At 63.4% G+C, this 23,528-nt stretch carries 25 protein-coding genes; 11 read left to right on the plus strand and 14 right to left on the minus strand.

The window, feature by feature from the left end:
- Positions 1-76: 76 nt before the first annotated feature.
- Positions 77-1,510 carry a glycosyltransferase family 39 protein gene (locus tag EJ069_RS05985; protein WP_245456445.1) on the minus strand — a complete coding sequence of 478 codons (1,434 nt, stop codon included), beginning with the start codon at positions 1,508-1,510 and terminating at the stop codon, positions 77-79.
- A 348-nt stretch (positions 1,511-1,858) separates the two neighbouring features.
- On the opposite strand from EJ069_RS05985, the gene EJ069_RS05990 reads away from it, so the two are divergent.
- A complete protein-coding gene (locus EJ069_RS05990) occupies positions 1,859-2,563 on the plus strand; it encodes a hypothetical protein (RefSeq protein ID WP_126060522.1) in 705 nt (234 codons plus the stop codon).
- A gap of 43 nt (positions 2,564-2,606) precedes the next feature.
- Here the strand turns inward: EJ069_RS05990 and EJ069_RS05995 are convergent, their stop codons facing one another.
- The 3 genes from EJ069_RS05995 to EJ069_RS06005 form a co-directional block, all read right to left on the minus strand.
- Positions 2,607-3,374: an RES family NAD+ phosphorylase gene (locus EJ069_RS05995; protein ID WP_126060523.1), complete on the minus strand. Its 768-nt coding sequence runs from the start codon at positions 3,372-3,374 to the stop codon at positions 2,607-2,609.
- Positions 3,334-3,711, minus strand: a complete 378-nt coding sequence (locus tag EJ069_RS06000; protein WP_126060524.1) for an antitoxin Xre/MbcA/ParS toxin-binding domain-containing protein — start codon at positions 3,709-3,711, stop codon at positions 3,334-3,336. Before EJ069_RS06000 ends, EJ069_RS05995 begins: the two co-directional genes overlap by 41 nt.
- 63 nt (positions 3,712-3,774) lie before the next feature.
- Complete coding sequence (locus EJ069_RS06005; protein ID WP_126064636.1) at positions 3,775-4,845, minus strand: GGDEF domain-containing protein; 1,071 nt, start codon at positions 4,843-4,845, stop codon at positions 3,775-3,777.
- A gap of 320 nt (positions 4,846-5,165) precedes the next feature.
- Between EJ069_RS06005 and EJ069_RS06010 the strand changes: the two genes are divergently transcribed.
- Entirely contained in the window at positions 5,166-5,585 is a 420-nt protein-coding gene (locus EJ069_RS06010) for a GFA family protein (RefSeq protein WP_126060525.1), read from the plus strand.
- A gap of 77 nt (positions 5,586-5,662) precedes the next feature.
- Positions 5,663-6,022 carry a diacylglycerol kinase gene (locus EJ069_RS06015; protein WP_126060526.1) on the plus strand — a complete coding sequence of 120 codons (360 nt, stop codon included), beginning with the start codon at positions 5,663-5,665 and terminating at the stop codon, positions 6,020-6,022.
- Between the two features lie 10 nt (positions 6,023-6,032).
- On the opposite strand, the gene EJ069_RS06020 is transcribed toward EJ069_RS06015, so the two are convergent.
- A complete protein-coding gene (locus EJ069_RS06020) occupies positions 6,033-6,632 on the minus strand; it encodes a DedA family protein (protein WP_126060527.1) in 600 nt (199 codons plus the stop codon).
- Positions 6,629-7,192 (minus strand): DUF1003 domain-containing protein, encoded by a 564-nt coding sequence (locus EJ069_RS06025; protein WP_126060528.1) that lies wholly within the window; start codon positions 7,190-7,192, stop codon positions 6,629-6,631. The genes EJ069_RS06020 and EJ069_RS06025 overlap by 4 nt, the downstream gene beginning before the upstream one ends.
- Before the next feature lie 91 nt (positions 7,193-7,283).
- On the opposite strand from EJ069_RS06025, the gene EJ069_RS06030 reads away from it, so the two are divergent.
- The 5 genes from EJ069_RS06030 to EJ069_RS06050 all read left to right on the plus strand — a co-directional run bounded on the left by EJ069_RS06030 (position 7,284) and on the right by EJ069_RS06050 (position 14,012).
- Complete coding sequence (locus tag EJ069_RS06030; protein ID WP_126060529.1) at positions 7,284-7,997, plus strand: DNA-3-methyladenine glycosylase I; 714 nt, start codon at positions 7,284-7,286, stop codon at positions 7,995-7,997.
- A 122-nt stretch (positions 7,998-8,119) separates the two neighbouring features.
- Positions 8,120-9,832, plus strand: a complete 1,713-nt coding sequence (locus EJ069_RS06035; RefSeq protein WP_126060530.1) for an NAD+ synthase — start codon at positions 8,120-8,122, stop codon at positions 9,830-9,832.
- A 29-nt stretch (positions 9,833-9,861) separates the two neighbouring features.
- On the plus strand, positions 9,862-10,299 hold the full coding sequence (locus EJ069_RS06040) for a GNAT family N-acetyltransferase (protein WP_126060531.1): 438 nt from the start codon (positions 9,862-9,864) through the stop codon (positions 10,297-10,299).
- Positions 10,300-10,702: 403 nt separating this feature from the next.
- Positions 10,703-12,508, plus strand: a complete 1,806-nt coding sequence (locus EJ069_RS06045) for an ABC transporter ATP-binding protein (RefSeq protein ID WP_126060532.1) — start codon at positions 10,703-10,705, stop codon at positions 12,506-12,508.
- A gap of 520 nt (positions 12,509-13,028) precedes the next feature.
- Positions 13,029-14,012 (plus strand): hypothetical protein, encoded by a 984-nt coding sequence (locus EJ069_RS06050; protein WP_245456446.1) that lies wholly within the window; start codon positions 13,029-13,031, stop codon positions 14,010-14,012.
- A gap of 3 nt (positions 14,013-14,015) precedes the next feature.
- Here EJ069_RS06050 and EJ069_RS06055 read toward each other — a convergent pair whose 3' ends face one another.
- The 4 genes from EJ069_RS06055 to EJ069_RS06070 form a co-directional block, all read right to left on the minus strand.
- Entirely contained in the window at positions 14,016-14,504 is a 489-nt protein-coding gene (locus tag EJ069_RS06055; RefSeq protein ID WP_126060534.1) for an NUDIX hydrolase, read from the minus strand.
- Between the two features lie 196 nt (positions 14,505-14,700).
- Complete coding sequence (gpt, locus tag EJ069_RS06060; protein ID WP_126060535.1) at positions 14,701-15,201, minus strand: xanthine phosphoribosyltransferase; 501 nt, start codon at positions 15,199-15,201, stop codon at positions 14,701-14,703.
- 204 nt (positions 15,202-15,405) lie between these two features.
- Positions 15,406-16,239: a universal stress protein gene (locus EJ069_RS06065; protein ID WP_126060536.1), complete on the minus strand. Its 834-nt coding sequence runs from the start codon at positions 16,237-16,239 to the stop codon at positions 15,406-15,408.
- Positions 16,240-16,323: 84 nt separating this feature from the next.
- Positions 16,324-17,064, minus strand: a complete 741-nt coding sequence (locus EJ069_RS06070; RefSeq protein WP_126060537.1) for a competence/damage-inducible protein A — start codon at positions 17,062-17,064, stop codon at positions 16,324-16,326.
- Between the two features lie 128 nt (positions 17,065-17,192).
- On the opposite strand from EJ069_RS06070, the gene EJ069_RS06075 reads away from it, so the two are divergent.
- Positions 17,193-18,167 carry an alpha/beta fold hydrolase gene (locus EJ069_RS06075; protein ID WP_126060538.1) on the plus strand — a complete coding sequence of 325 codons (975 nt, stop codon included), beginning with the start codon at positions 17,193-17,195 and terminating at the stop codon, positions 18,165-18,167.
- A 283-nt stretch (positions 18,168-18,450) separates the two neighbouring features.
- Entirely contained in the window at positions 18,451-18,726 is a 276-nt protein-coding gene (locus EJ069_RS06080) for a hypothetical protein (protein WP_126060539.1), read from the plus strand.
- 192 nt (positions 18,727-18,918) lie between these two features.
- Here the strand turns inward: EJ069_RS06080 and EJ069_RS06085 are convergent, their stop codons facing one another.
- The 3 genes from EJ069_RS06085 to EJ069_RS06095 form a co-directional block, all read right to left on the minus strand.
- Positions 18,919-19,158 (minus strand): DUF2188 domain-containing protein, encoded by a 240-nt coding sequence (locus EJ069_RS06085; protein ID WP_042644408.1) that lies wholly within the window; start codon positions 19,156-19,158, stop codon positions 18,919-18,921.
- Between the two features lie 116 nt (positions 19,159-19,274).
- Positions 19,275-19,553 carry a DUF982 domain-containing protein gene (locus EJ069_RS06090; RefSeq protein ID WP_126060540.1) on the minus strand — a complete coding sequence of 93 codons (279 nt, stop codon included), beginning with the start codon at positions 19,551-19,553 and terminating at the stop codon, positions 19,275-19,277.
- 168 nt (positions 19,554-19,721) lie between these two features.
- The gene (locus EJ069_RS06095; protein ID WP_126060541.1) at positions 19,722-20,825 is read right to left on the minus strand and encodes an NADH:flavin oxidoreductase/NADH oxidase; all 1,104 of its coding nucleotides are present in this window, start codon (positions 20,823-20,825) and stop codon (positions 19,722-19,724) included.
- Positions 20,826-20,977: 152 nt separating this feature from the next.
- Here EJ069_RS06095 and EJ069_RS06100 point away from each other — a divergent pair, with 152 nt between their 5' ends.
- On the plus strand, positions 20,978-21,556 hold the full coding sequence (locus EJ069_RS06100; protein WP_126060542.1) for an NUDIX domain-containing protein: 579 nt from the start codon (positions 20,978-20,980) through the stop codon (positions 21,554-21,556).
- 192 nt (positions 21,557-21,748) lie between these two features.
- On the opposite strand, the gene EJ069_RS06105 is transcribed toward EJ069_RS06100, so the two are convergent.
- Positions 21,749-23,482, minus strand: coding sequence for a hypothetical protein (locus tag EJ069_RS06105; protein ID WP_126060543.1), 1,734 nt, complete (start codon positions 23,480-23,482; stop codon positions 21,749-21,751).
- Positions 23,483-23,528 lie beyond the last annotated feature (46 nt).

Consider the following 23,528-nt stretch of genomic DNA (forward strand, 5'->3'; position numbering starts at 1 on the left):
CCTGGCGCTGGATTATTGGAGGCGCCGGCGAAACCGGCGCCTTTTCAATTCAGGCGGGCGGATCAAGCCTGGCCGGTCATTCCGGGTCGGGCGGCCCGGGCGGGTCTGCCGGGAAACTCGATCTGCCGGGTGGAATGACGGCAAAGTTGATCTCCAGGGGCGGCGCCCTGAGCGACCAGTCGAAAGACACGGTCTTGACCGGCAGGCCCTCGGTCCAGGCCAATTGTCGCGGGGTGAGTGGCCAGCCTTTCGGCCACACCAGCAGCATTCCCTGATCCCGCAGGCGCTGGTCCGTGATCCATGGTGCGAGGCGCCTGTCGAGAGCCGTGAAGATGGAAGGCTGGTCCGCGGCTTCCAGCCCGGCAAGCCTGGCCACGCCGTCTTCGCCGCCGACAATGCCCAACGGCCCGGGCACCGCCTCATGCCATATCGTCTCGGCCGTCCGCGAGATCGATTGCGCCGGCCAGCACATCGGCTGCAGGCGACCGCGGACGTTGCAGCCGGTCCAGCGGGTGACAGCGTAGGCGCTCGACACGGCGACCACGCATAGCAGGGCCAGCACCGTCAACCGGCGCAATTCCTTTGCTCCCAGCCGGTGACCCAGGAGCGCGATCACTAGGGCGCCCACGAGATTGTACATCGTCGCGCCCCAGGACTCGCCGGTGCCTGTGAGCAGCGAGGCGATCATGATGAGGAGTGCCGGCCCCAGGCCCATCCATGCCAGGTAGATAATAGCGCGCCGCTCGGGAGCCGGGTGGGGCTGCAGGGGTTCTTGCCCGGGGGTTGCTCGCCGCCGCAGCAGGCCGGAAAGGGCAAGAACGACGGGAACGGCGGAAAGCGCGGCAAGCTGAACGCCGATATAGTAAAGCCGGGCGCGGTGGGCGAGCACCCATTCGTTGCGATGCGCGGCATAGGTCAACGGCAGGAAATCGAGTCGGAGAAGCTCGACCGCCAGGGGCGCGGCGATGCCAAGGAAAACCGCAAGGCCAAGCCACGGCCATGGGGTGGCGAGCCGGCTTCGGGCACGGCTATCGTATAAGAGCCAGATGCCGCCGAAAACCAGCAGCAAAGCCGTCGAGAACTTGGCGTCAAGTCCCATGCCGGAGACGACGCCGAGGGCGAGCCACAAGCCGGGCCGTCCGTCGCGCGCCGCGCGCCACAACAGCCATGAGATACCGGCCCAGAAAGGCATCTGTGCATAGTCGTGGTTGAATTGCGGGGTCGGCCAGCCAAAGAAGTAGATCGAGGGCATCAGCAATACCGCGGCGAGAGCGCGGGTCGACCCCATGATGTCGCGCGCGAGAAGGTAGACCAGGACGAACGTGGTCGAGACCAGCAGTTGCGAAAGCATATATTGCGGCCAGCGGAACGAGCCGGTCAGGAGATGGCTGATCTCAAGCAGCCAGCAGGGCAGCTGCGGGTGTTTATAGGTCAGCAGAACCCACTCGCGGCCCCACATGAATCCCTCGACGACGTCGTATGGCGGCCCAACGTTGACGAGCGCCGGCATGACGGTCCAGCAAGCGATCTGCGTGAGGCACAAAAGCGCCAGCAATCGCCATGGATGCCGGATCAGTCCGTTCCAGATCGAAGGCGCATTGCCTTCCGCGGCGGCTGCCAGCGGCCAAAGATCAACGGATTCGCTGGTTCTCGACATGCGGGCCTAAAATCACACCGGCGGATTTCTGAACAGTCCGATAGCAAAAGCTTACGAAAATGTATGCTGCCGCAACATTGTAAAACCAAGATCGCGATGGAACCCGTCGCCGGCGCTTCGGGCGGAACCGTGGCCGGCTGAATGTTGGTTGAGCCGGTCGCCTCCCAAGGCGCCGCGGTCCTAGCCATACGGGGTGTCTCCATGCGTCACCAGCACGCCGTCATCCATCATCGCGGGCTCGACTTCTGGTCGGCGCGCGCGGCGGTTCTCGTCGTCATCTGCCTTCAGCTTTTGGTCATCAACAACCTGTCCTTCGGTCCGCGCTGGCTGGCCCCGACCGTCGAGGCGGCGCTGCTGGTGCCCTTGTCGGTGGCGACAGCCTGGACGCAGATGCGGACCCAGAAGGCGGTCGACCACGAGCATTGGTACGCGATCGGCCAATTGCGCCTCTACATCCGCCGCACGGCATTGGTGATGACCGGCGTCATCAGCATCATGAATTGCGGATCGCTGGTCTTCCTGGTGCGTGCGCTGCTTGAAGGGCGCGCCGGCGCCGGCACCACGCTGCTTGTCGATGCCCTCAACATCTGGGTCACCAATGTGATCGTCTTTGCTCTATGGTTCTGGAGCACGGATAGGGGCGGGCCGCCGACCTGTGGCCTGGTCGAGCGCGCGCAGGCCGACTTCCTGTTCCCGCAGATGACGCTGCCAGATCGCGAGATACAAGGCTGGCTGCCGGGCTTTGTGGACTATTTCTTCCTGGCTTTCACCAACGCCACCGCCTTCTCGCCGACCGACACCTTGCCGCTCACGCAGCGTGCAAAGCTCCTGATGATGGCCGAAGCGATGATCTCGCTCTTGACGATCGCGCTGGTGGCGGCGCGGGCGGTCAATATACTGGCATAGCTAACTGCCGGCCCGTCCTGAATCTCGAGAGAGTTTTCCGAACTCAATGGCCGCGTTCCCACCGCATGCCGGCGAGTCGCGGATCGGCAAAAGCGGTGCGTGAGAATTCCAGCCGCTTGTCGGGGAACTCGCAGATCGCCTGCAGGCCGAAAGAGCCGATCCGGATACGCCAGGTCTGCGGCTCCAGCGGCCTGGCCTTGGCAAAGCCCTTGCACGTCAACAAAGCGATGTTGGCGCCCTTGGGATCGCGCACCGAGCGATAGCGGATCGCCTGCATCTCGGCTTCGCGCGCGACATCGGCGATCGCCTGACAGGCGGTGTAATCGGTGGGCAGCGTCCAGGCCTTCTCATCCCGATCGAGCGGCGGCCGCGTCAGGTCGATCGCGCGCCCGCATTTGATCGCGGCGGCGAAGGCAGTGTATTCCGCCGCATCGTTCGGCCATGGCGTCGCCGGCGACTCCGCAAAGAACAGCAAGCGGTAGAAGGCCATCTCTGCCACCGCCGTCAGCACTGTCTCGGCCGCGTAGTAGACGCCTTTCGTCTTGCCCGCGCGACGGAAGCGCGAGCCGTATGGATAGACGGAGCCGTAGCGGAAAGGCGTCGCCAGCAGATAGTGGAGGTGGCGGCATTCCAGCGGGATATGTGGCTTGGTGTCCTCGACGAGGTCCTCGAGCAGCGACTGCTCGTCGAGCGTGTCGACCAGCTTGAGGGTCGACACGCGGTGCTGCGCCTCCACCATGCGCCAGTATTTGCCTTCGAGCCTGACGGCCTCAGACGAGAGCGCGCCGGGAGTCCAGATAGGCAATGACATCGACAAGTCCGGCAATGGTCAGGATTTTCTCGAGCGGCGTGCCGTCGAGCGTGATGTTGGGGTTCCTCAGCCATGCCCGCGCCACAGTCTCGTCGCCGCCGACGATGGCGTCGAGCGAGCGGAACAGGCGCACGAACAGCACCGCCAGCTCGAAGGGCTTGGTGCCGCGTTCGAGCAGGAACTCCTGTTTGCGCATGCGCGAGACCGTTGCCTCCGACACGCCGATCACCAAAGCGAGCGTCCTGGCGGTGATGTCGAGCAGGTCGGCCGCGCGCAGCGTGGCCTTGGTGATGACGGCGTTTTCGGCCGCCGTCGCGGCCGCGACTGGACGTTGCATAAGCGCACCCCTTCATTTCTGTGGAAAATATAGTCCACAAAAATTCTTCTGGAAAGGGTGATGTCAGTCTTTCTTGTAAAGCAGCCAGCCTTTGCCGGCCCGGCCGGCCGTGGCCGAGTGCCTTGTCACGCGGTTGCGGCCGCCGACCTTGGAGCGGTAAAGCGCCCGGTCCGCCTTGGTGTAGAGATCCTCGGGATTTTCCGCCTCCGAGGCCATGCAGATGCCCAGCGATACGGTGACGGTGCCGTAATTCATGCCGGTCTGGCTGCTGGTGAATGGGGTCTGCTCGATCAGCGCGCGGATGCGCTCGGCGATCTCGTAGGTGGCATCCTCGCTGGCGCCTTCGACAATAAAGGCGAATTCCTCGCCGCCGGTGCGCGCGACGAACATGTCAGAACGCACGCTGGACTGGAAGATCTCGGCGATGATCTGCAGGATCCTGTCGCCGACCGGATGGCCGTAACGATCGTTTATGTCCTTGAAATGATCGATATCGGCAAGGATCAAGGCGTTGAACAGGATGCCGCGATTGCTGTTGTAGATCCGGGTGATCTCCTTGTCGAAGGCGCGTCGGTTCCACAGCTGCGTCAGCGGATCGGTGTCGGCAAGCCGCTTATATTCCTCGAGCTTCGACTTGACGCTTTCAAGCTCGGCCGTCTTTTCGCTGAGCGTGCTGGCGATCTGGCGGCCATGATCGATCGTCGAGCTGGTGGCGGCCGACATTGCGCTGGCGATCTTCTGCAGGAGTTCCTGCGAAAGCAAGCTGCGATTGCTCAGGCCGCTCGAGGTTTCGTCGAGGAGACGGCCGTATTTCTCGATATGCGAGCGCTCGCTGCGCAACAGCGCGGCGATGTCCTCGAGCTCCTTGGCGACCATCTCGCGGGCATGCTCGACGATGGCCGGTCCGTGATGCTGGGGGAAGAAGGTGCGCCCGATGCCGTCGAGGTCCTCCTGGGTCGGTCGGTTGCTCAACGAGACGACGGCAAGGCTGAGTTCGTGATTGCTGCCGCTGAGCGCCTCGTAGAAGATTTCATAGTTGCGGGGCAGGCCAAGCACGCCGAGCTGCCGCATCGTCGCCACGACGGTGCTGGCGATGTCGGTATTCCTGTCGGTCGGAACGGCTGCCGGCTGCATGTTCAGTTTCACTGCCCCTTCAGTGCGACCGGAGACCTGCCACCGCCGGGAGTCGCTAACTTGGGGATTTGAATCGGAATTGCGTGCGACGGCGCGTCCCCAACACGACCTTCGCTTGCAGGAAACATAGATGCAGTTGCGCTAAAGTTTCCTTAATGGCCTGCATTTCCTCGATGTCTCTGCTACCTCAGGATGTAGGGTCGTGTGAGGCGCAGCTTTTGAAACGCGTCGCTTCGGTGTCGCATTTGCCTGCGCCCAGCCATTTCAAACCTGAAATTCTGGCCGGCAATGGATCAGAGGATGGTCGAAGGAGGCCGGAAATGGACGACAACCACAGCGGATCATGCCTGTGCGGGGCGGTGCGTTTCAGGACGAGTGGCCCGTTGCGCGGCGTCGTCTATTGCCACTGCTCGCAATGTCGCCGGCAGACCGGCCATTTCGTCGCGGCTACCGCCTCCAGGGATGCCGATATCGTCATAGAAGGGTCCGAAGCGCTCAACTGGTACGGTGCTTCCGATGTGGCGAAACGCGGCTTCTGCCGGACCTGCGGCTCGCTGCTCTTCTGGAAGCACAATGAACTGGATACGATTTCCATCATGGCCGGGTCCTTCGAGAGGCCGAGCGGCCTCACGGCGGAAAGCCACATCTTCGTCGGCGACAAAGGCGATTACTATTCGATCGAGGATGGGCTGCCGCAGTTCGAGAAATCGACGCCGTCGATAAAGGTCGCCGACGGATGAATTTTGGGGCGGCTGCCTTATTCCCTTGATCCCGCCGTTGCGATATCCCCTCACCGTGACTCGAAACGGGGCTGGGCATGCAGCGGCTGATTGACGCTTTCATCAATTCGGTTCGGGCCTTCCGCAAGTTGGCCGCTCACGAAAAGGCATTCCAGCAGGAGCTGCTGTTGCTCGCGCTGGCGCTGCCGGCCGGCTGGTTCATTTCGGTCTCCTGGCGCGGTTATGCCCTTTTGATCGGCGCGGTTCTGCTGTTGATCATGGTCGAAGTGCTCAACACCGGCATCGAGGCGGCCTGCGACGCGATCTCGCGCGAATTCCACATCGAAATCCAGCTCGCCAAGGATTGCGGGTCACTGGCGGTGCTGATTTCGATCGTGATCGCCGGCGGCGTCTGGGGAATCGCCTTGATCGAGCGCCTCACCGGCGCGCCGATCTGATCCTGGCGGATCAGGATCCTGCCCGATCTTCCTTGGCGCGTTCGCGTCCGGCAAAATGATGGCCGACCAGCCAGGCAATGATCGCGACGCCGACGCCGACGCCAAGGGCAATGAGCAGGCGCTCATGCCGCTCGAACGCCTGGCCCACCATGCGCTCCGCGCCTAGGCCGAAGACATAGCCGATAGCGCTGAACAGGGCCGCCCAGACGGCGGAAGAGATGGCATTCAGGATGACGAATCGCGCCATGGGCACGGTCGACAGACCTGCGGCGATACCGCCGACCAGCCGCATGCCGTAGATGTAGCGGTTGGTCAGCACGAAGATGTTGGGATGGGTGTTGAGCAGCCGGTAGGCGCGGCTGAAGCCCGGCCGCCTGCGCAACCTCCTCACATAGCGATGCTCGGCGAAGCTGCGGCCGAGGGTGAAGAAGAACGTGTCGCCGGCGAAGGCGCCGAGGAAGGCGGCCACAAAAGTCTGCCACAGCACGAAGACGTGCTGATGAGCGAAGAAACCGCCAAGGATCGCGGCACTTTCGCCTTCGGCGACGCAGCCCAGGAAGACCGCGATCAGCCCGTATTGCTCGATGAGATGATGGATGGTCCCGTTCATTCTGTGATGGGCCGCGCCGACAGTTTCTCGTCGATGCGCCTGATCTGTTCAGCCATGCGCAGGATCTCGTCCCGCAAGCCGATGATCTCGCTGTGGCGCAGCTCGTCGAGCTTTTCATGCAGGGCCATGATCTCGATCTCGGCCTTCAGATTGACCTCGTAGTCATGCGCCGCGTCGATGCGGTCGCGCTCGGTCTGGCGGTTCTGCGACATCATGATCACCGGCGCCTGGATCGCCGCCAGCATCGACAGCACAAGGTTGAGGAAGATGAAGGGGTAGGGATCGAAGGCGTCGCGGGTCAGCAGCCAGGCGTTGCCGAGGGTCCAAAGCGCAAGAAAGGCCAGGAAGGTCAGGATGAAGGACCATGAGCCGCCGATCCTGGCGATCGTGTCGGCGACGCGGTCGCCATAGGTCTCGTGGAAGGCAACGGCCTTGTTGGTGTCGCGTGTGATGGTGGTGCGCTCGAGCGTCGATTGAAGCACGCGACTCTCGAGCGGACCAAAGCCGTCCGGTTTGCGCTTGAGCAAGCGGTTCGCCATGTCCTCGACGATCTTGTTCATCTGCCTTCTCCTTCGCCCGGGCATCGATAGACGTAGAGGCTGCCGGGCCGCACGTGAAGTGCTAGATTGCGGCGAACAGGCGAGGGCAAAGATGCTCGATTTCCAGAAAATCCATGTACGGGCGGCAAAGCGCAAGGGCGGAGAGGCGGTGCTGGCGCCGCTGCTTGGCCCTGCGCCCGACAACAAGGCGGTGGCGAAAGTCCCCGACGATCGCATTCTCTCCACCATGGCCGAGCGGATCTTCGCCGCCGGCTTCGTATGGCGGGTCATCGAGCAGAAATGGCCGGGTTTCGAGGAAGCGTTTCTCGGCTTCGAGCCGAAGCGGCTTCTGTTCCAGCCGGACGATTTCTGGCACGAGTTGGCATCCGACAGCCGCATCGTGCGCAACCCGCAGAAGATCAGGTCGGTGCGCGACAACGCCGCCTTCGTTGGCCGCGTCTCGAAGGAGCATGGCAGCTTCGGCAAGTTCATTGCTTCTTGGCCAGCCGACGATCAGATCGGCCTGACCGCCTATCTGGCCAAGCATGGCAGCCGGCTCGGCGGCAACACGGGTCAGTATTTCCTGCGCTGGCTGGAATGGGACACGTTCGTCGTTTCCGCCGACATGGCGGCGGCGTTGCGCGATGCCGGTCTCGACATAGCCGAGAACCCAACCTCGAAGCGGGACCTCGAAAAAATCCAGGCGCAGATCAACCAATGGTCGGCCGAGACCGGCCTGCCGCGTCGCCACATCTCGCGCATCCTGGCGATGTCGATCGGCGAGAACCGCTCGGCGGAGGCGCTGCGCGAATATATGGGCGATTAGGCGATCAGGATACGACCGGCCGGCGTCGATCGATCCGGATACGATCGACATCCGTCGATCAGTTCTAATTGGCACAAGCGATCGCCATTGCCGGGCGATTTCTGCCACGCTACATCCATTCCATGACCAAGACCGCTCCCGATATCCTGCGCATCGCCGTCGCCCAGCTGAACCCGACTGTCGGCGACGTCGCCGGCAATCTGGCAAAAGCGCGTGAGGCGAGGGCGGACGCGGCGCGACAGGGCGCCGACCTGGTGCTCTACACCGAGCTCTTCCTCGCCGGTTATCCGCCGGAAGACCTGGTGCTGAAGCCTTCCTTCCTCAAGGCCTGCGAGAAGGCGGCCGAGGATTTCGCGCAGGACACCGCCGATGGCGGACCCGGCGTCATTATCGGCACGCCGCTGAAGCGCAAGACCGGCACGCATAACTCCATCGTCGTCGCCGACGGTGGCAAGATCATCGCCGAGCGCTACAAGCTCGATCTGCCCAACTACGGCGAGTTCGACGAGAAGCGCGTCTTCCAGGCCGGACCGGAACTGCAGGGGCCGGTGAACTTCCGCGGCGTGCGCATCGGCATCCCGATCTGCGAGGACATCTGGGGCGACATAGCGGTCTGTGAGACGCTGGCCGAAAGCGGCGCCGAGATCCTGCTGGTGCCGAACGGCTCGCCCTATTACCGCGCCAAGATCGATGTGCGCCACCAGGTCGTCATCCGCCAGGTCATCGAAACCGGCTTGCCGATCATCTACGCCAACCAGCTTGGCGGCCAGGACGAGCTGATCTTCGACGGGGCTTCCTTCGCGATCGGGGCCGACAACACGCTTGCCTTCCAGATGAGCCAGTTCGAGGAGGCGCTCGACGTCACCACCTGGAAAAGAAGCCGCGTCGCCGCAGGCGCGCAAAATGGAAATAATTCCGATAGCTGGGTCTGTTCGGAAGGCCCGATGTCGAAGGTCCCCGAGCGGGAAGAGGCCGACTACCGGGCCTGCATGCTCGGCCTGCGCGACTACGTCAACAAGAATGGCTTCAAGAACGTCGTGCTCGGCCTCTCCGGCGGCATCGACTCGGCGATCTGCGCGGCCTTGGCCGTCGATGCGCTGGGCGAGGAGCGGCTGCGCACCGTGATGATGCCCTACCGCTATACTTCGAAAGATTCGCTGAAGGACGCGGAAGACTGCGCGCGCGCGCTCGGTTGTCGTTATGACATCGTGCCGATCTCCGAGCCGGTCGAAGGCTTCAAGCATGCGCTGACGCAGCTCTTCGAGGGCACCCAGGAAGGCATCACCGAGGAGAATTTGCAGAGCCGCGCGCGCGGCACCATCCTGATGGCGATCTCGAACAAGTTCGGCTCGATGGTGGTCACCACCGGCAACAAGAGCGAGATGTCGGTCGGCTACGCCACGCTTTACGGCGACATGAATGGCGGCTTCAATCCGATCAAGGATCTCTACAAGATGCAGGTCTACGCGCTGTCGCGCTGGCGCAATTCCCATGTGCCGCCGGGCGCGCTCGGTCCTTCCGGCGAGGTCATTCCGAAGAATATCATCGACAAGGCGCCGTCGGCGGAGCTGCGCGAGAACCAGACCGACCAGGATTCGCTGCCGCCCTATCCAGTGCTGGACGACATCCTCGAATGCCTGGTCGAGAACGAGATGAGCGTCGACGACATCGTCGCGCGCGGCCATGACCGGGCAACGGTGACCCGTGTCGAGCACCTGCTCTACATCGCCGAATACAAGCGCCGGCAGGCGGCGCCCGGCGTGAAGATCACGCGGAAGAATTTCGGCCGCGACCGCCGCTATCCAATCACCAACCGGTTCCGGGATCGCGGTTGATCCCCGGCGAGATCGCGGCAGCACAGCGCATGCAAGACATAGAAATCAGCTTCGACCTGTCGCGGATCGATTTCCGGGCAACGTCCGATCAGCTCATGCAAAGCTATTGGGGCGCGTCGCGGACCGACGAAGCCCACCGCCGCGCCTTCGACAACTCGCTCTGCGCCGGCGCCTATCTCGATGGCGAGCAGGTCGGCTTCGCCCGCGCGATCACCGACTACACTGTCTTTGCCTATGTCGCCGACGTCATCATCTGGCCGCAGCATCGCGGGCGGGGGATCGGCAAGCGGCTCGTCCAGGCGCTGATCGATCATCCCGAAGTCAGCACGGTGACGCATTGGAGCCTCTCGACCGACGACGCTCACAGCCTCTACGAGAAGTTCGGATTCAAGGCGTCGACGGACGGACGCTACATGCGGCTGGATCGCAAAGTGGGCAAGCCGACGGCTTCAAGCGCGTCGGGCTGAAACCGTTCAGCCGTTTCTGCGCGGCATGCACCAGCCCGCGCAACCTGCCGTTGTTGCAAATTCGTCTCAGTGCTTGGACCAGATGTCGTTTTGGCGGCAAGCCGACTTGGCGATCGGCCGATGCCTCCCTATAAGAACCTCTCCGCGATTCCCTTCCGGGAGGACCGTATGGCAGGATTTGACATCGTTATGCGAGGCCGCGAAGCCTAGGTCTGCTCGGGCTTTCCGAAGGTTTTTCGGAGAGCCGGACGCAGGACTGGCATTGGCCACTGCCGGTCGCCGCCTCAGGGCAGGCGGCCTACCATACTGAACCTCCCGCTCTTTTGGGCGCCGCAGGGCGCGGATGCGGGTTTTCCAATTTGATTTTTACCAGGACCGGGCTCGTTTGCGCCCGGATGACATCATGGCTCGTTTCAAGATCGATCTGCGCGCCGGCGCCTTTCGCAGCGTGCTCGGCTTCACGTTCAGCCACTGGCGGCGCCAGCCGTGGCGGCTTTCGCTCATCATGGGCGCATTCCTGCTCTCGACGCTGGCCGATGTGCTGACGCCCTTTTATTCCGGCCGCCTGGTCGACGCGGTCGCAAGCGGCGCCGGGACCGATGAAGTCGCCTGGAACGCGGCGATGACGGCGTTCTCGATCCTGATGGCGCTGGCGCTGGCAGGCGTCGTGTTGCGCAATGTCGCCTTCCTGTGGATCGTCGAGCTGACGCTGAAGATGATGTCGGACATTGCCGCCGACGCCTTCCATCGGGTGCAGCGGTTCTCGACGGACTGGCACGCCAACAGCTTTGCCGGATCGACGGTGCGCAAGATCACGCGCGGCATGTGGGCGCTGGACCTGCTCAACGACACGATCCTGATCGCGCTGCTGCCATCGGTCGTCATGCTCGTCGGATCGACGCTGCTGCTCGGCTGGTTCTGGCCTCTGATGGGAGCTGTCGTGGCGGCCGGCTCGGTGCTGTTCATCGCCGTCACGGCGATGCTGTCGCTCGGCTATGTCGCGCCAGCCGCGCGGCTCGCCAACAGCTGGGACACGCGGCTGGGCGGCGCGCTGGCGGACGCGGTGAGCTGCAATACGGTCGTCAAAGGCTTTGGCGCGGAGGCTCGCGAGGAAGCGCGGCTGGCGCGCGTGGTCGCCAAATGGCGGCTGCGCACCGGCCGCACCTGGATGCGCGGCACCGCCAACGGCACCACGCAAGGAGCGCTGCTGCTGGTCATGCGGGCGGCAGTCATCGGCCTTGCCCTCATCTTGTGGGCGTGGGGCCAGGCGAGCGCCGGCGACGTCGCCTTCGTGCTGACCTCGTTCTTCGTGCTGCAGGGTTATCTGCGCGACATCGGCACGCATATCCGCAACCTGCAACGCTCGGTCAACGACATGGAGGAACTGGTCGACTTCCAGTCCGAGCCGCTCGGCATCGAGGACCGGCCCGGAGCTCGGCCTATCCGGATCACCGATGGGCGCGTCGCCTTCGACAAGGTGACGTTCCACTACGGCAACCATCTTCTGCCGCTCTACCGCGATTTCTCGGTCGACATCGCCGCTGGCGAGCGCATTGGACTGGTCGGGCATTCAGGCTCGGGCAAGACGACCTTCGTCAAGCTGATCCAACGGCTCTATGACGTGGATGCCGGGCGGATCCTGGTTGACGGGCAGGACATCTCGCAGGTCGAGCAGGCGTCGCTGCGCAGCCAGATCGCCATCGTCCAGCAGGAGCCGATCCTGTTCCACCGCTCGCTTGCCGAGAACATCGCCTATGCCAGGCCCGGCGCCAGCCAGGCCGAGATCGAGCATGCGGCGAAACTCGCCAGCGCGCATGATTTCATCACCAACCTGCCCAAGGGCTACGGAACCCTGGTCGGCGAGCGCGGTGTGAAGCTTTCCGGCGGTGAGCGGCAGCGCGTGGCGATCGCGCGAGCCTTCCTGGCGGATGCGCGCATCCTGATCCTGGACGAGGCGACATCGAGCCTGGATTCGGAATCCGAAGTGCTGATCCAGAGGGCGATGGAGCGGCTGATGGTGGGGCGCACGACCCTTGTCATCGCGCACCGGCTCTCGACGGTGCGGGCGCTCGACCGCCTGCTGGTGTTCGATCGAGGCCGTATCGCCGAAGAGGGTTCGCATGACGACCTGATCCGCCTCAATGGCGGCATCTACCGGCGGCTGTTCGAGCGGCAGGCGCTCGAACTGACCAAAGGCCTCGTCGCCTGAGGAAGGGACGGCCCGGCTCCGGCCGGGCCGTCGGTTGTCCGGCTCCCCACGGCAGCGCAGATCAATCCAAGGTCTGCAACCGCGCTCTCGTCATGCGGCTTGAGTGAGGTAATGCGGTGTCTAAATTCGTCTCCATATACTTAAAGTTTGAGTCATTTCATCAGCAACGCTATGCGATATACATTGTTTTAAACAGTTGTCGGCGTATACCTTCAGAAAGGCAAGTCGGATGTGGCATGCGCAGGTCTCCTGGAGATTCTACAGGCATGCCGGTCGGAAGGAGATTTCTTTGGAAATTGTAGGGTCTCACCCGCCGACAGAGGACCTTGCATAGGCATTTATGATGAATTTGGTCTCCGCAAATGGGGGGTCGAGAAAGACGCCGGCGCCGTCGGTGCCCGACCATGGCTCGGTACGGCCGCTCGCCGCCGAGGATCTCGATCGCGTCGCCGCACTCTTCCTGACGAAGTTCCGCCGTCGCCGCCTTCGCGATCACGCGATCGCGCAGACGGCGGACTATATGAGAAAGCTCTATCTTGACGGCGGTGAGAACAAGGCACTTGTCCAGATAAACCCGCAGGGCGGCGTCGGCGGGTTCATGGGCGTTCTGAAAGCCCGCTATGAGCTCAATGGAACGGCATTGAACGCCGCAATCATCGGTCCGTTCATGACAGACTCCAGCATCGATCATGGTTGGGCCGGGCCGCAATTGCTGCGTGCCCTGCATCAGGGCGAGTTCGATCTGTATCTGACCGATTCGGCCAACCGGACATCCTTGGCCTTCGCGCGTCCGATGAAGTATCAGCTCTTGCCGGTGCATTGTCTGGAATGGACCTGTGTTTTTCAGCCGGGCGCCATGGCCGCCGCCTTGCTGCAGCGTAAATGGCCCGGGCTGGCTCGGCTGGCGGTCGGCCCCTGCGGGCGGGCGTTCGATGCTCTCGCAGGAAGACGGCTCGAGCCACCGGTCCAGCCTTCGTCATCGCGACGGATCCACCATGAGCGGATCGATGCCGCGCGGTTTGCGGAGCGGCTGCCGGGGCTGATGTCCGATTATGCTCTTCGACCGAGCTGGAAGGACGGCGAACTGCCGCGGCTGCTCGCGCTGGCGGCCGAAAAGCGGGCGGACGGGCCACTTCATTTCGGCGGGACTTACGACGAAGCAGGCAAGATGGTCGGTTGCCATGCCTTCTACGGGCAGGCTGGCGGCATCGCGAACCTGTTGCAGATCCAAGCGCCCGGACCCCACTGGGGCGCGACGCTGGACGGCCTTGTCGCGGCTGCGCGGGAGATGGGCTGCGTGGGCATAACCGGGCAGACACAAAGCAGGTTCCTGCCGCACCTCTTCGGCTACAACCGTCTCTTCTTCCGCTATGCCGGCGGCACTATGGTGCGCTCACGCATCGCCGAGGTCGCGGAAGCGGTCCGCGCCGGCGACATCTTTGTCGGCGGATTGATGGGCGATCGCTGGACCCGGCTGAGTTCCGATGATTTCGGTCGCGTCTGACGATCAGATGAAGCTGTGCGGCGCGGCGCAAAAACCGGCAATGATCTGGCAAAGGTCCGGTTCATGGACCATTTGGACTGCTTCGATGGCGCCAACCCATTTGCGCGTCCGGGCTCGCTTCTCTTTCCAGCGGTCCGCGATGCGGTCGACATGCAGCGGAAAGACCAGGACTTCGCAGGGCACTTCCTCGCCGGAGGCGAGGACCTTGGCATAGAAATAACGGCCGGCTTCAAGATGCGAGATCGTGCCGCGCAAGCCGGCTTCCTCGCCTGCTTCACGGGCGGCCGCCTTGCAAAGCGGTTCCCTGGCTTCCGGCCAGCCCTTGGGGAGCACCCAGCGCCCGGTGTCGCGGCTGGTGATCAGCATGATCTCGACGCCGTCTTCGCCTTCACGCCAGGGCAGAGCGGCAACCTGGAGGCGACAAGGCGCCTTGCCGAAGAGCCGCCGGACTCTTTCGGCCATCTGGTTGTGCGTCGTCGGCCTCGTCAACATCGGAAGAAGCTGCCCCGCCTCCAGAATCGTTTGCCACCTCACGAATCTTACGGCGGATTATGAGCTTTAAAAGTAAAAAACTTCACTCCGTGGGAAAATGCCACCAGAAAAGGTCAATCTTACAAAGTAGACATGCTCATGGTTCGACTACACGCCGCTCCTTTGAGGCAGATTCTCTGGAAAATATGACGGCCGTTCAGCCGACATGATCGTCCGCGATCGGCTTCTGGTATGTGAAGCCCATGTCCCAGGGAAAGTAGATCCAGGTGTCCTGGCTGACCTCGGTGACGAATGTATCGACCAGCGGGCGGCCCTTCGGCTTGGCATAGACGGTCGCGAAATGCGCCTTCGGCATCATGGCGCGCACGATGCCGGCCGTCTTGCCGGTATCGGTCAGGTCGTCGATGATCAGCACGCCGGCGCCGTCGTCGGCAAGCAGCGGCGGCGAAATCTCCTTGAGAACCTGAAGCTGACCCTGGCTGGTGTAGTCATGGTAGGAGGCGACGCACACCGTCTCGATGATGCGGATGCCGAGCTCGCGCGCGATGATCGCCGCGGGCACCAGGCCGCCGCGCGTGATGCAGACGATCGCTTTCCATTGGCCCTTGCTGGCGCCGGAAAGCCGCCAGGAAAGCGCGCGGGCGTCGCGGTGGAACTGGTCCCAGGAGACGGGAAAGGCTTTTTCGGGAAGGGACATGGCTCACGCACTCCGCAAGGCGCGCCGTGGCGCGCAGAAACACTGGAATGCAGGCGGAATTAGCCGGAAAGCGCCAGGCTTGGCAAGAGCAGGGGCCGGCAACGGCTGTGGACTTAAGGCGCGCCGCGCTCAAACGGGTTCAAGCGGCGCTGGTCTGACTTGCGCAGCGTCGCCCTGAACCATGCCCCCGCTTCCGAGGGATGCTCAACGCGACAGGAAAGCCGCGACATTCGTCGTGCGCAGCACCGTGCGGGTGACACCGCCGAACAGAAGCTGGCGCAACCAGGAGTGACTGTAGGCGCCGAGCACCAGAAGATCGGCGCCGGATTCGGCGATCCTGGCCTGAATCATGTCATCGACCGAAGTGCCGCCGGATTTCTGCACGCAGACGCTGACATTGGCGCCGTGACGCGACAGCGCAGCGGCGATCTCGGCGCCGGCGGCTTCTGGAGATTCATCGAGCGTCTCCGGCGGGTCGATGACGAGAATGTCCGTCTTGTCGGCCTCGGCGATGAAGGGCAGGGCATCGAAAGCGGCGCGGGCCGCTTCCTTGCTGCCGTTCCAGGCAAGCAGCACGCGCCTGAAGGTGGTGACCAGCGGCCCGGCATGGGGCACGACCAGCACCGGCCGGCCGGCGTCGTAAACCAGCGTGTCGACATCGGCGCTCGGGTCGCCGCCGGTATCGCGCTGCGCTGCGATGATCAGATCGGCGGCGCGCACGCTCGTTATGCCAGTCAGCGCGCTGTCGCCGGAGAAGCTTTCCAGGCTTCGCCATTCGAAGGACAGGCCGGATTCCTCGATCCGCTTCAGGAAATAGGCCCGCAGCTTGCCGGCGCGCTCCTTGTTCATCTCGGCCGAGACCTGCAGGAATTCGGTGTCCGGAAAGCCTGTGGCCGACGTGTAGGGAACGGGCAATGCCTCGGCATGGATGCCGACGAGATGGCTCTCGAACCTTTCGGCAAGCGGAAGGGCGTAATCGAGAACGCGCTCGGCGTCCTGCTCGTTCTGCAAAATGGCGACGATTGTCTTGAAGCGCATGGCCGGTCCCTCAATTGTTTGCGCTACGCGTGGGCGCAGCAAGGGAACGCCCCAGCGCGTTGACTGGTTCCAGCCGAAGGCCGGTCAGCCCGCCTTGGCGAAGCCCGCCACCATCGCCTCGACATCCTTGCGCGCGGCCTCGAGCGCTTCCTCGCTGCGGGCTCGCACGACGAGCTCGGTCCAGAACTTGCCGTCGCCATATTTGGGATAGGAGCCGATGATGGTGTCGGGATGCGCCTTCTGGATATCGGCCAGCGGCCCGCCGATCAGGCCCTCGCCGAAGGGGCAGTGCACCGTGGCCGACAGCATTTTGGTGCCGGCCCTGAGCGTCGGCACGACATTGTCGAGCATGGCCTGGAAGATCGACGGCACGCCCGCCATGACATGGACGTTGCCGATGCGGAAGCCCGGCGCGACGGAGACGGGATTGTCGATATGGTCGGCGCCGCGCGGCATGCGGGCCATGCGCTTGCGCGCTTCGGTGAATTCGATACCGCGCCCGGCATAGCTCGCCTCGAGCAAGGCGTAAGCCTTGGCGTCATACTCGCAGGGCACGCCGAAAGCCTTGGCGATCGAGTCGGCGGTGATGTCGTCATGCGTGGGGCCGATGCCGCCGGTGGTGAAGACGTAGGTATAACGGGCGCGCACGGCATTCACCGCCGCGACAATCTCGTCCTCCTCGTCGGGGACGATGCGCACCTCCTTCAGGTCGATGCCGATCGCCGTCATGATGTCGGCGAGATGGCCGATATTCTTGTCCTTGGTGCGGCCGGAGAGGATTTCGTCGCCGATGACGAGCATGGCGGCGGTGACGATTTCAGGCATGGCGGACTCCGGCGCAAAAGCTCGCCTGAGATAACGTGCCCTGAGGCCGGCCGCAATGCGAAAGCCTGATGCGCTTGTGGCGGCGGCCGTTGCGGATATGGTGCGGTCGGTCGAGAGCGGATGAAACCATGCTGATATCGATTGTCCTGTGGCTGCTCGCGGGCTTGCTCGCCGCGGCCGCCCTTGTCTCGCTTGCCCTGATGCTCGCGACATGGCGGATCGGGGCGAAGGCTGAAAGGCTGGTGCCGGCGTGCGGAAAGTTCATCGAGATCGACGGCAACCGCATTCATTATGTGGAAGAAGGCGAGGGCAGGCCGATCGTTTTCCTCCATGGGTTGGGCGCCCAACTTCACCATTTCCGCCATACGCTGTTCGGACGCTTCGGCACCGGCTACCGCCTGATCGCGCTCGACCGGCCGGGCTCGGGTTATTCGGTTCGGGCAAGGAGCGCGACCGGCCGGTTGCCCGAACAGGCGGACATCGTGCGGCGCTTCATCGAGCAACTGCGGCTGGAACGACCTTTGATCGTCGGCCATTCGCTGGGCGGCGCCGTCGCGCTTGCGCTCGCCACCGAGCATCCGACGGCGATTTCCGGCATCGCGCTGCTGTCGCCGCTAACGCATCTCGAAGCGAGGATAGGTCGGCGGTTCGACCTGCTCTATGTTCCATCGCCGCTGCTGCGCCGGGTCCTGGCCTATACGGCGGCGATCCCGCTTAGCCTGCGTTACGCGCAGCCGACGCTGAGATTCATCTTTGCGCCGCAAGCGGTTCCCGCGGACTACATGATCGCCGGCGGCGGATGGCTCGGGTTGCGCCCGTCCCACTATTTCGCCACATCCACCGATATCGTGGCCGTGGAACGGGACCTTGGCCAAATCGAACGGCGTTACAGCGACATAGCGATGCCGGCTGGCATTCTGTTCGGTACCGGCGATCGTGTGATCGGCGAGGCCGTTCATGGCGAACCGATGCTGGACAAGATCAGCGGCCTCGACTTTGAACGGATCGAAGGCCTCGGCCACATGCCGCAATTCGTGGAACCCGAACGGGTCGTGGCCTTCATCCAACGTGTCGCCGCGCGTGGTTTCGCCAACGCGAGATGATTTCGGCCAGAACAATTCCAGGAAAAGTGTGAGCGGTTTTCCGTCCGGAATTGCGTCAAAAACAAAGAGATAGGACGCTTCGCCGTTTCCGTGAAACGGTGAAACGCCCTAACGCCCCGCGCTGCAGCCCACGGGCGTTCACGAAACGTCACATAAAAGTGTCGGACATTCCGTCCTACCCGCAATTTCTAGTGGAACTTTAGGCCCCGTCGCAGGGTTTCGGTCGTATCGCTGTGGGGCTTCGGCCCCACATTTTTTGCGATCGACAGAATGGAGAAATCCGATGCTTACAAGACTTATCGCAGCTTCGGCGCTGGTGCTGGCCATGGGTGGCGCGGCCATGGCGCAGTCATCAGATGACTGGTGGTGGTGGCACCGCGACCATCGTCCCGCCGCGAGCGAGCAAGTAGACCCCTATAGGACCGGCAGCATCGATGGAGGCTCAGGGCTGAGCACCTCCGGCAACAGCACTGGAGCCATAGGGCCGTGCGCGGACATCACGCCGGGGCCGGACGCCAACTCACAACAGAACGTCAACGACAATTACTGCGGCAAATAGAGTCGCATAGTCGCCGGCGGCCGGTATGAAGCCTCGGGCTTTGGTGGTCGCGGAGGCCCCCTCAGTTCTTAGTCCGGGCGTTTCACCGTTTCACGGAAACGGCGAGGCGCCCATACTGCGCTTTTTACGCGATCCCGAACGAAGGCTGCGCCGAAAGGTGCCGAGCCTGACCACACACTTTTCCTGGAGTGTCTAGTCCGATACTTCGGTCTGCGGCCGGTCGCGGCCGTCGGCAAGCTCATCGTGCCACTTTCCTTCGGCATCCTCATACTGGATGCCGTCCGTGGTTCCGGCGACCTGCTGCTCGGACGAGGCGATTTCGGCGGCGCGCAGCGCCTCCTGATGGGTACGGAAAGTCTCGGAAAACGTCGAGCCGACCTTGTAGGCCCAGCCGCCATCATGCTCGACGATCTTGTAAGTCAGCTTCGCCATGAAATCCTCCGGTTAAGAATCGTGCTAGCACGTTTCACCGTTTCACGGAAACGGCGAAGCGCTCTTTGTTTCTACGCAATTCCAGACGGAAAACCGATCAGTTTTCCTGGAACTGCTCAGTGCAGCTTTCCGTCGGGCAGCCTGTCTTCGGTGACCAGCACTTCCGATTCCCTGGCCGCCTCGATAAGGGCGCGACGTGCGTCCGCTGGCGAACGATACCCTTCCAGCGCTTTGAGGCAAGTGTCGAGAGCATCACGATGGCGCTCGCCGCGATTGAGCGGCCAAACGGTCATCAGGCACTCGGCGGCCTCGCGGGTGCTGCTGATCTGGCGGTATTTGCCTACATGGCCGAGCTCGACCACCACCGGCTTCTCGAAAGGTTTGCTGTCTATCATGGCCGCCAACGTAAAGCGGCCAAATTGGTTGCAGTTGTGGCGAGGATCCTGCGCCCAAACGTCTCAGGACCCCGCTGTGATTTCCGGTTTCGTTTTGACGCAATTCCGGACGGAAGGCTACGGCGAAGTCGCCGAGCCTAACCGCGTCGCACTTTTCCTGGAATTGCCCTAGCCGGCGGCCTTCATCCAATGCCGCATCGTCGTCACCGAACGCGCCAGCTGGGGCGCCGGATGGATTTCCTCGCCGAAGGCAGCCGCCGCGCGCCAGCCCCAGCGCGGGTCGGCGAGGAAGGCGCGGGCCAGCGCCACCATGTCGGCACGACCACCGGCGACGATCGCCTCGGCCTGGCTCGGATCGTCGATCAGCCCCACGGCGCGCGTCGGAATGCCGGCGCCCTTGCGCACGGCCTCCGCCAGATGCACCTGGTAGCCGGGGCCGGGCGGCACCTGCTGCAGGGGCGAATTGCCGCCGCTGGAGCAGCAGATATAGGCGATGCCCTCGGCCTTCAGCGCCTTGGCCACCTCGATCGCGTCCTCGACGTCGAAACCGCCGTCGACCCATTCCTTCACCGAAAGGCGCGCGCCCAGCATCATGGACGGGGCGGCCTTCCTCACCGCCCTGGCGATTTCGACCGCGAAGCGCATGCGGTTCTCCAACGACCCGCCCCAACGGTCCGTCCTCTGGTTGGAGAGCGGCGAGAGGAACTGGAAGATCAGATAGCCATGCGCGGCGTGAAGTTCGGCAAAGTCGAAGCCGGCGCGCTCGGCGCGCACGGCCGATTGCGCAAAACGCGCGATGAGCTCAAGAATCTCCTCATCCTCCAACGCGTGCGGCACATTCCAGCCCGTGTCATAGGCAATGGCGGAGGCGGAAACCGTCTGCCACGGGTCTTCGCCGGGCTGCAGCGGACCGCCGCCTTCCCAGGGTCTGCGGTTGGAGGCCTTGCGGCCGGCATGGGCAAGCTGGACGCCGAACTTCGTGCCGGGCGCGGCGACGCGCCTGGCGGCGTCGAGCGTTCGCTTGGCGGCCGCCTCGTTGTCGTCCGAATAGAGGCCGAGACAGCCATGCGAGATGCGCCCGCGCCGCTCGACGTCGGTCATCTCGACGGTGACCATGCCGGCGCCCGACATTGCCAGGTTCATCCAGTGATGGAGATGCCAGTCGCTGGCCGAGCCGTCCTCGGCCGAATACTGGCACATGGGGGCGACCGCGATGCGATTGGGGAAGGTGAGGTCGCCGAGGGTGATCGGCTGGAAAAGCGATGACGTCATGAACGGGCTCCTGGAGAGATACCGCTATCTAGGCAGTCGTGGCGCGTCACGCCAGACACGAGCCGGTGAAACCGCCGCTGGACCAGTCGGTTTCCCGGATTGCGTAGAGGCGCTTTCGTCGCTACCCCTTTGCCGCCACCAAGGAGATCGTCATGGAAGATCGCATTCGCATCCGTTCCGAAGAGGTCCTTTCGGACGACTGGGCGGTGCTGAAGAAGACAGTGCTCGACTACCGCCGCCGCGACGGGCGGTGGGAGACGCAGATCCGCCAGACCTATGATCGCGGCGACGGCGCGGTGATCCTGCCGTTCGATCCGCAGCGCTCGACCGTGCTCCTGGTGCGGCAATTCCGCTTCCCGGCTTACGCCGTGGGTCACCGCGAGCCGCTGATCGAGGCCTGCGCCGGGCTGCTCGACGAAAACGATCCCGAAACCGCCATCCGCAAGGAAGCGGAGGAGGAACTGGGTTACCGGTTGAAGGACATCGAGCGACTGTTCGCGTCATTCATGAGCCCTGGCAGCGTGACGGAACGGCTCTGGTTCTTCACCGCGCGCTATTCGCCGGCCGACCGTATTTCCGACGGCGGCGGCGCGCCGGAGGAGGGCGAGGACATCGAGGTCCTGGAAATACCACTGGACGAAGCGCTGGCCGCCATTGCCGATGGACGTATTGTCGATGCCAAGACGATCATCCTGATCCAGCACTTGAAGTTGAACCCGATCGCGCCTTGACGGGCATCACCGCGTCAACGGCTCATTGGCCCATGGCAGGACACTGGCCGGCGGGGCCGCCCGACGCTGGATATCGATAGATGCGCAGCGGCCCCGCAAAGGGGCATTCCGTCAACCACTCCGGAGGCTTTCCCGTGGCCAACCGGCTGGCCAATGGAAACCGGGCTTCGACCGGCTGGAGGGCCGTTTCCTCTACACGGCAGACCGCGACATGGGTGGCCTTGGTTTGATCGAGAAGCTGCGTCGGGTCGGACGTAGCCGGGTCAAAAATCTAAGGACGCGCTCGATGCCCTTGGCCGATGTGTGAAAAGGGACGGCCACGACGTCGAGTTCCTCAGGAGACCCCAAAGCGGCGATCCCGATATCGGGAGGCGCGAACAGTCTCGCGCCTTTCGGCCAAATAAAATGCGGGCCGCTGCTGGCTTGCGCGCAGGCATTGGCGATGTCGACGCCAAGCAGCTTTGCAGCCCGGGGAGGCCAGACCAGATAGGTTAGAAGAAGAGCAGCAATGACCGCCACGCCCGGGGCGGCCAGAAGCCAGGCGCGCGGCAACTCGTCCCTCGACCTGGCTGCGAAATAGCGCCTCAGCGGCAGGCTGGCTGGAATGCCCTGATGGACGAGCAAGGCAACCCCGGGGCCGACGAAGAGCGGAAAAAACCGCAGGTATCTTAGATAAAGCAGTCCCAACAGGAGGCCGACAGCCGAAAAGACCGCCAAGACCCACCAGGCTCGCTTCCTTGTCGAGGCGGAAATGGCCAAAATGCATGTCGCCGCCGTGCCCAGAATGGCGACGAAAAATCGTGCGAAACGATCGGAGCCCAGAAAGTCCGCGCTGAAGAAGATGCTGCGTTCCTGCTCGATGCGGGAGAGCCAATTGTCGCGAACATAGTCGCTGAGACCGACGAGCGGGCCGCCCGCGCATTGGGGGAAGAGGAAGACAAGTATCGCGGCGGTCGCGCCAGCACCGGCCAAAAGGCACAGGGCGCGTATGTACCAGCGTCCAATTCCTCTGGTCAGCGAGACACCTGCAAGCACGGCGCCGGCAGTCGCAAGCGCGGTGAGGTGCAAAAGCGAATAGCGGTCGCAAGCGGCGCTTTTGTAGGCGTCGGGTCCCACGACCACAAAGAATGCGGCAATGCCGGCGGCCGCCAGCGCCAGACCGTACGCCCCTAGGTCCTTGGCTGCATCCTTCGTTCCGGCGATGAATACCAATGCGTAGAAGCCGGCCGGAAGAGCAAGGAACGGCGCCATTTCGGCGCTGATCGCGGTGGACAGAGCCATTAGGGCGCCGTTCAATCCGGCGGCAACCGGCGCGCCACGGATCGTCAGCAGCACCGCCCCCAGGAGGATGAGCATCTGCAGGTTGTGGTAGTCGATGCGCCAGGGCTGGAATTCCGAAAGCGCGGGCAGCCCGGCGAAGGCGGCGACGATCAGCACCGCGCCTGGATGATCGAACTCGAATTCCCTGATCACGAGGAAAAGCAGGGTTAAAGCGGCCAGGAGGAGCAGGAGCGGCACGGTGAACGCGGCGGCGGATAAAGCAGTTCCCATCCCGACAAAAGGCGCCAGCGCGATGGCCAGCAACGCATAGGGCGCATCGACGATCCAGGGCCAGTGCGAGATCATGGGCTCGGGCTGGGCGATACCGGTCAGCGTTCTGTCGAACGGATTGCCTGTGTGCAGAAGATGCCTGATTTCATGCAGCTTCATGAGATCGTCGACGTCGCCGTTGGGCATGTTGCCGAGCAACAGGAGCAGGCTCAGAACCGCACTGAGCGTCAGCCAGACGAATACGACCGGGGCAGGGGTGTGGCGAAAAATCGCCTTGATCGTCGACATCCCAAGCTCTTCCCCACGCGCCTCGACCATTTGATGCACGGAAAAGCTTTCGATCGCGTAACCTTTGCCCGGCTCGCGGGCCGCCACCCGAAGTTCGAGCGAAGAGTGTGGTCCGCCACCCCAAGCTCGAAGA

Origin of the sequence: Mesorhizobium sp. M2A.F.Ca.ET.043.05.1.1 (assembly GCF_003952445.1) — a bacterium.
In the GTDB taxonomy this organism is placed as follows: Bacteria; Pseudomonadota; Alphaproteobacteria; order Rhizobiales; family Rhizobiaceae; genus Mesorhizobium.

What these genes read in the sequence shown, in the direction of transcription:
- EJ069_RS06075 (WP_126060538.1), top strand. Translation starts at nt 17,193, where the DNA reads ATGCTGATATCGATTGTCCTGTGGCTGCTCGCGGGCTTGCTCGCCGCG.
- EJ069_RS06005 (WP_126064636.1), bottom strand. Translation starts at nt 4,845, where the DNA reads ATGCAGCCGGCAGCCGTTCCGACCGACAGGAATACCGACATCGCCAGC.
- EJ069_RS06020 (WP_126060527.1), bottom strand. Translation starts at nt 6,632, where the DNA reads ATGAACGGGACCATCCATCATCTCATCGAGCAATACGGGCTGATCGCG.
- EJ069_RS06040 (WP_126060531.1), top strand. Translation starts at nt 9,862, where the DNA reads ATGCAAGACATAGAAATCAGCTTCGACCTGTCGCGGATCGATTTCCGG.
- EJ069_RS06090 (WP_126060540.1), bottom strand. Translation starts at nt 19,553, where the DNA reads ATGATAGACAGCAAACCTTTCGAGAAGCCGGTGGTGGTCGAGCTCGGC.
- EJ069_RS06045 (WP_126060532.1), top strand. Translation starts at nt 10,703, where the DNA reads ATGGCTCGTTTCAAGATCGATCTGCGCGCCGGCGCCTTTCGCAGCGTG.
- EJ069_RS06085 (WP_042644408.1), bottom strand. Translation starts at nt 19,158, where the DNA reads ATGGCGAAGCTGACTTACAAGATCGTCGAGCATGATGGCGGCTGGGCC.
- EJ069_RS05995 (WP_126060523.1), bottom strand. Translation starts at nt 3,374, where the DNA reads ATGTCATTGCCTATCTGGACTCCCGGCGCGCTCTCGTCTGAGGCCGTC.
- gpt (WP_126060535.1), bottom strand. Translation starts at nt 15,201, where the DNA reads ATGTCCCTTCCCGAAAAAGCCTTTCCCGTCTCCTGGGACCAGTTCCAC.
- EJ069_RS06100 (WP_126060542.1), top strand. Translation starts at nt 20,978, where the DNA reads ATGGAAGATCGCATTCGCATCCGTTCCGAAGAGGTCCTTTCGGACGAC.
- EJ069_RS06000 (WP_126060524.1), bottom strand. Translation starts at nt 3,711, where the DNA reads ATGCAACGTCCAGTCGCGGCCGCGACGGCGGCCGAAAACGCCGTCATC.
- EJ069_RS06015 (WP_126060526.1), top strand. Translation starts at nt 5,663, where the DNA reads ATGCAGCGGCTGATTGACGCTTTCATCAATTCGGTTCGGGCCTTCCGC.
- EJ069_RS05985 (WP_245456445.1), bottom strand. Translation starts at nt 1,510, where the DNA reads ATGCCGGCGCTCGTCAACGTTGGGCCGCCATACGACGTCGTCGAGGGA.
- EJ069_RS06065 (WP_126060536.1), bottom strand. Translation starts at nt 16,239, where the DNA reads ATGCGCTTCAAGACAATCGTCGCCATTTTGCAGAACGAGCAGGACGCC.
- EJ069_RS05990 (WP_126060522.1), top strand. Translation starts at nt 1,859, where the DNA reads ATGCGTCACCAGCACGCCGTCATCCATCATCGCGGGCTCGACTTCTGG.
- EJ069_RS06010 (WP_126060525.1), top strand. Translation starts at nt 5,166, where the DNA reads ATGGACGACAACCACAGCGGATCATGCCTGTGCGGGGCGGTGCGTTTC.
- EJ069_RS06070 (WP_126060537.1), bottom strand. Translation starts at nt 17,064, where the DNA reads ATGCCTGAAATCGTCACCGCCGCCATGCTCGTCATCGGCGACGAAATC.
- EJ069_RS06025 (WP_126060528.1), bottom strand. Translation starts at nt 7,192, where the DNA reads ATGAACAAGATCGTCGAGGACATGGCGAACCGCTTGCTCAAGCGCAAA.
- EJ069_RS06050 (WP_245456446.1), top strand. Translation starts at nt 13,029, where the DNA reads ATGAGAAAGCTCTATCTTGACGGCGGTGAGAACAAGGCACTTGTCCAG.
- EJ069_RS06055 (WP_126060534.1), bottom strand. Translation starts at nt 14,504, where the DNA reads ATGTTGACGAGGCCGACGACGCACAACCAGATGGCCGAAAGAGTCCGG.
- EJ069_RS06035 (WP_126060530.1), top strand. Translation starts at nt 8,120, where the DNA reads ATGACCAAGACCGCTCCCGATATCCTGCGCATCGCCGTCGCCCAGCTG.
- EJ069_RS06080 (WP_126060539.1), top strand. Translation starts at nt 18,451, where the DNA reads ATGCTTACAAGACTTATCGCAGCTTCGGCGCTGGTGCTGGCCATGGGT.
- EJ069_RS06095 (WP_126060541.1), bottom strand. Translation starts at nt 20,825, where the DNA reads ATGACGTCATCGCTTTTCCAGCCGATCACCCTCGGCGACCTCACCTTC.
- EJ069_RS06030 (WP_126060529.1), top strand. Translation starts at nt 7,284, where the DNA reads ATGCTCGATTTCCAGAAAATCCATGTACGGGCGGCAAAGCGCAAGGGC.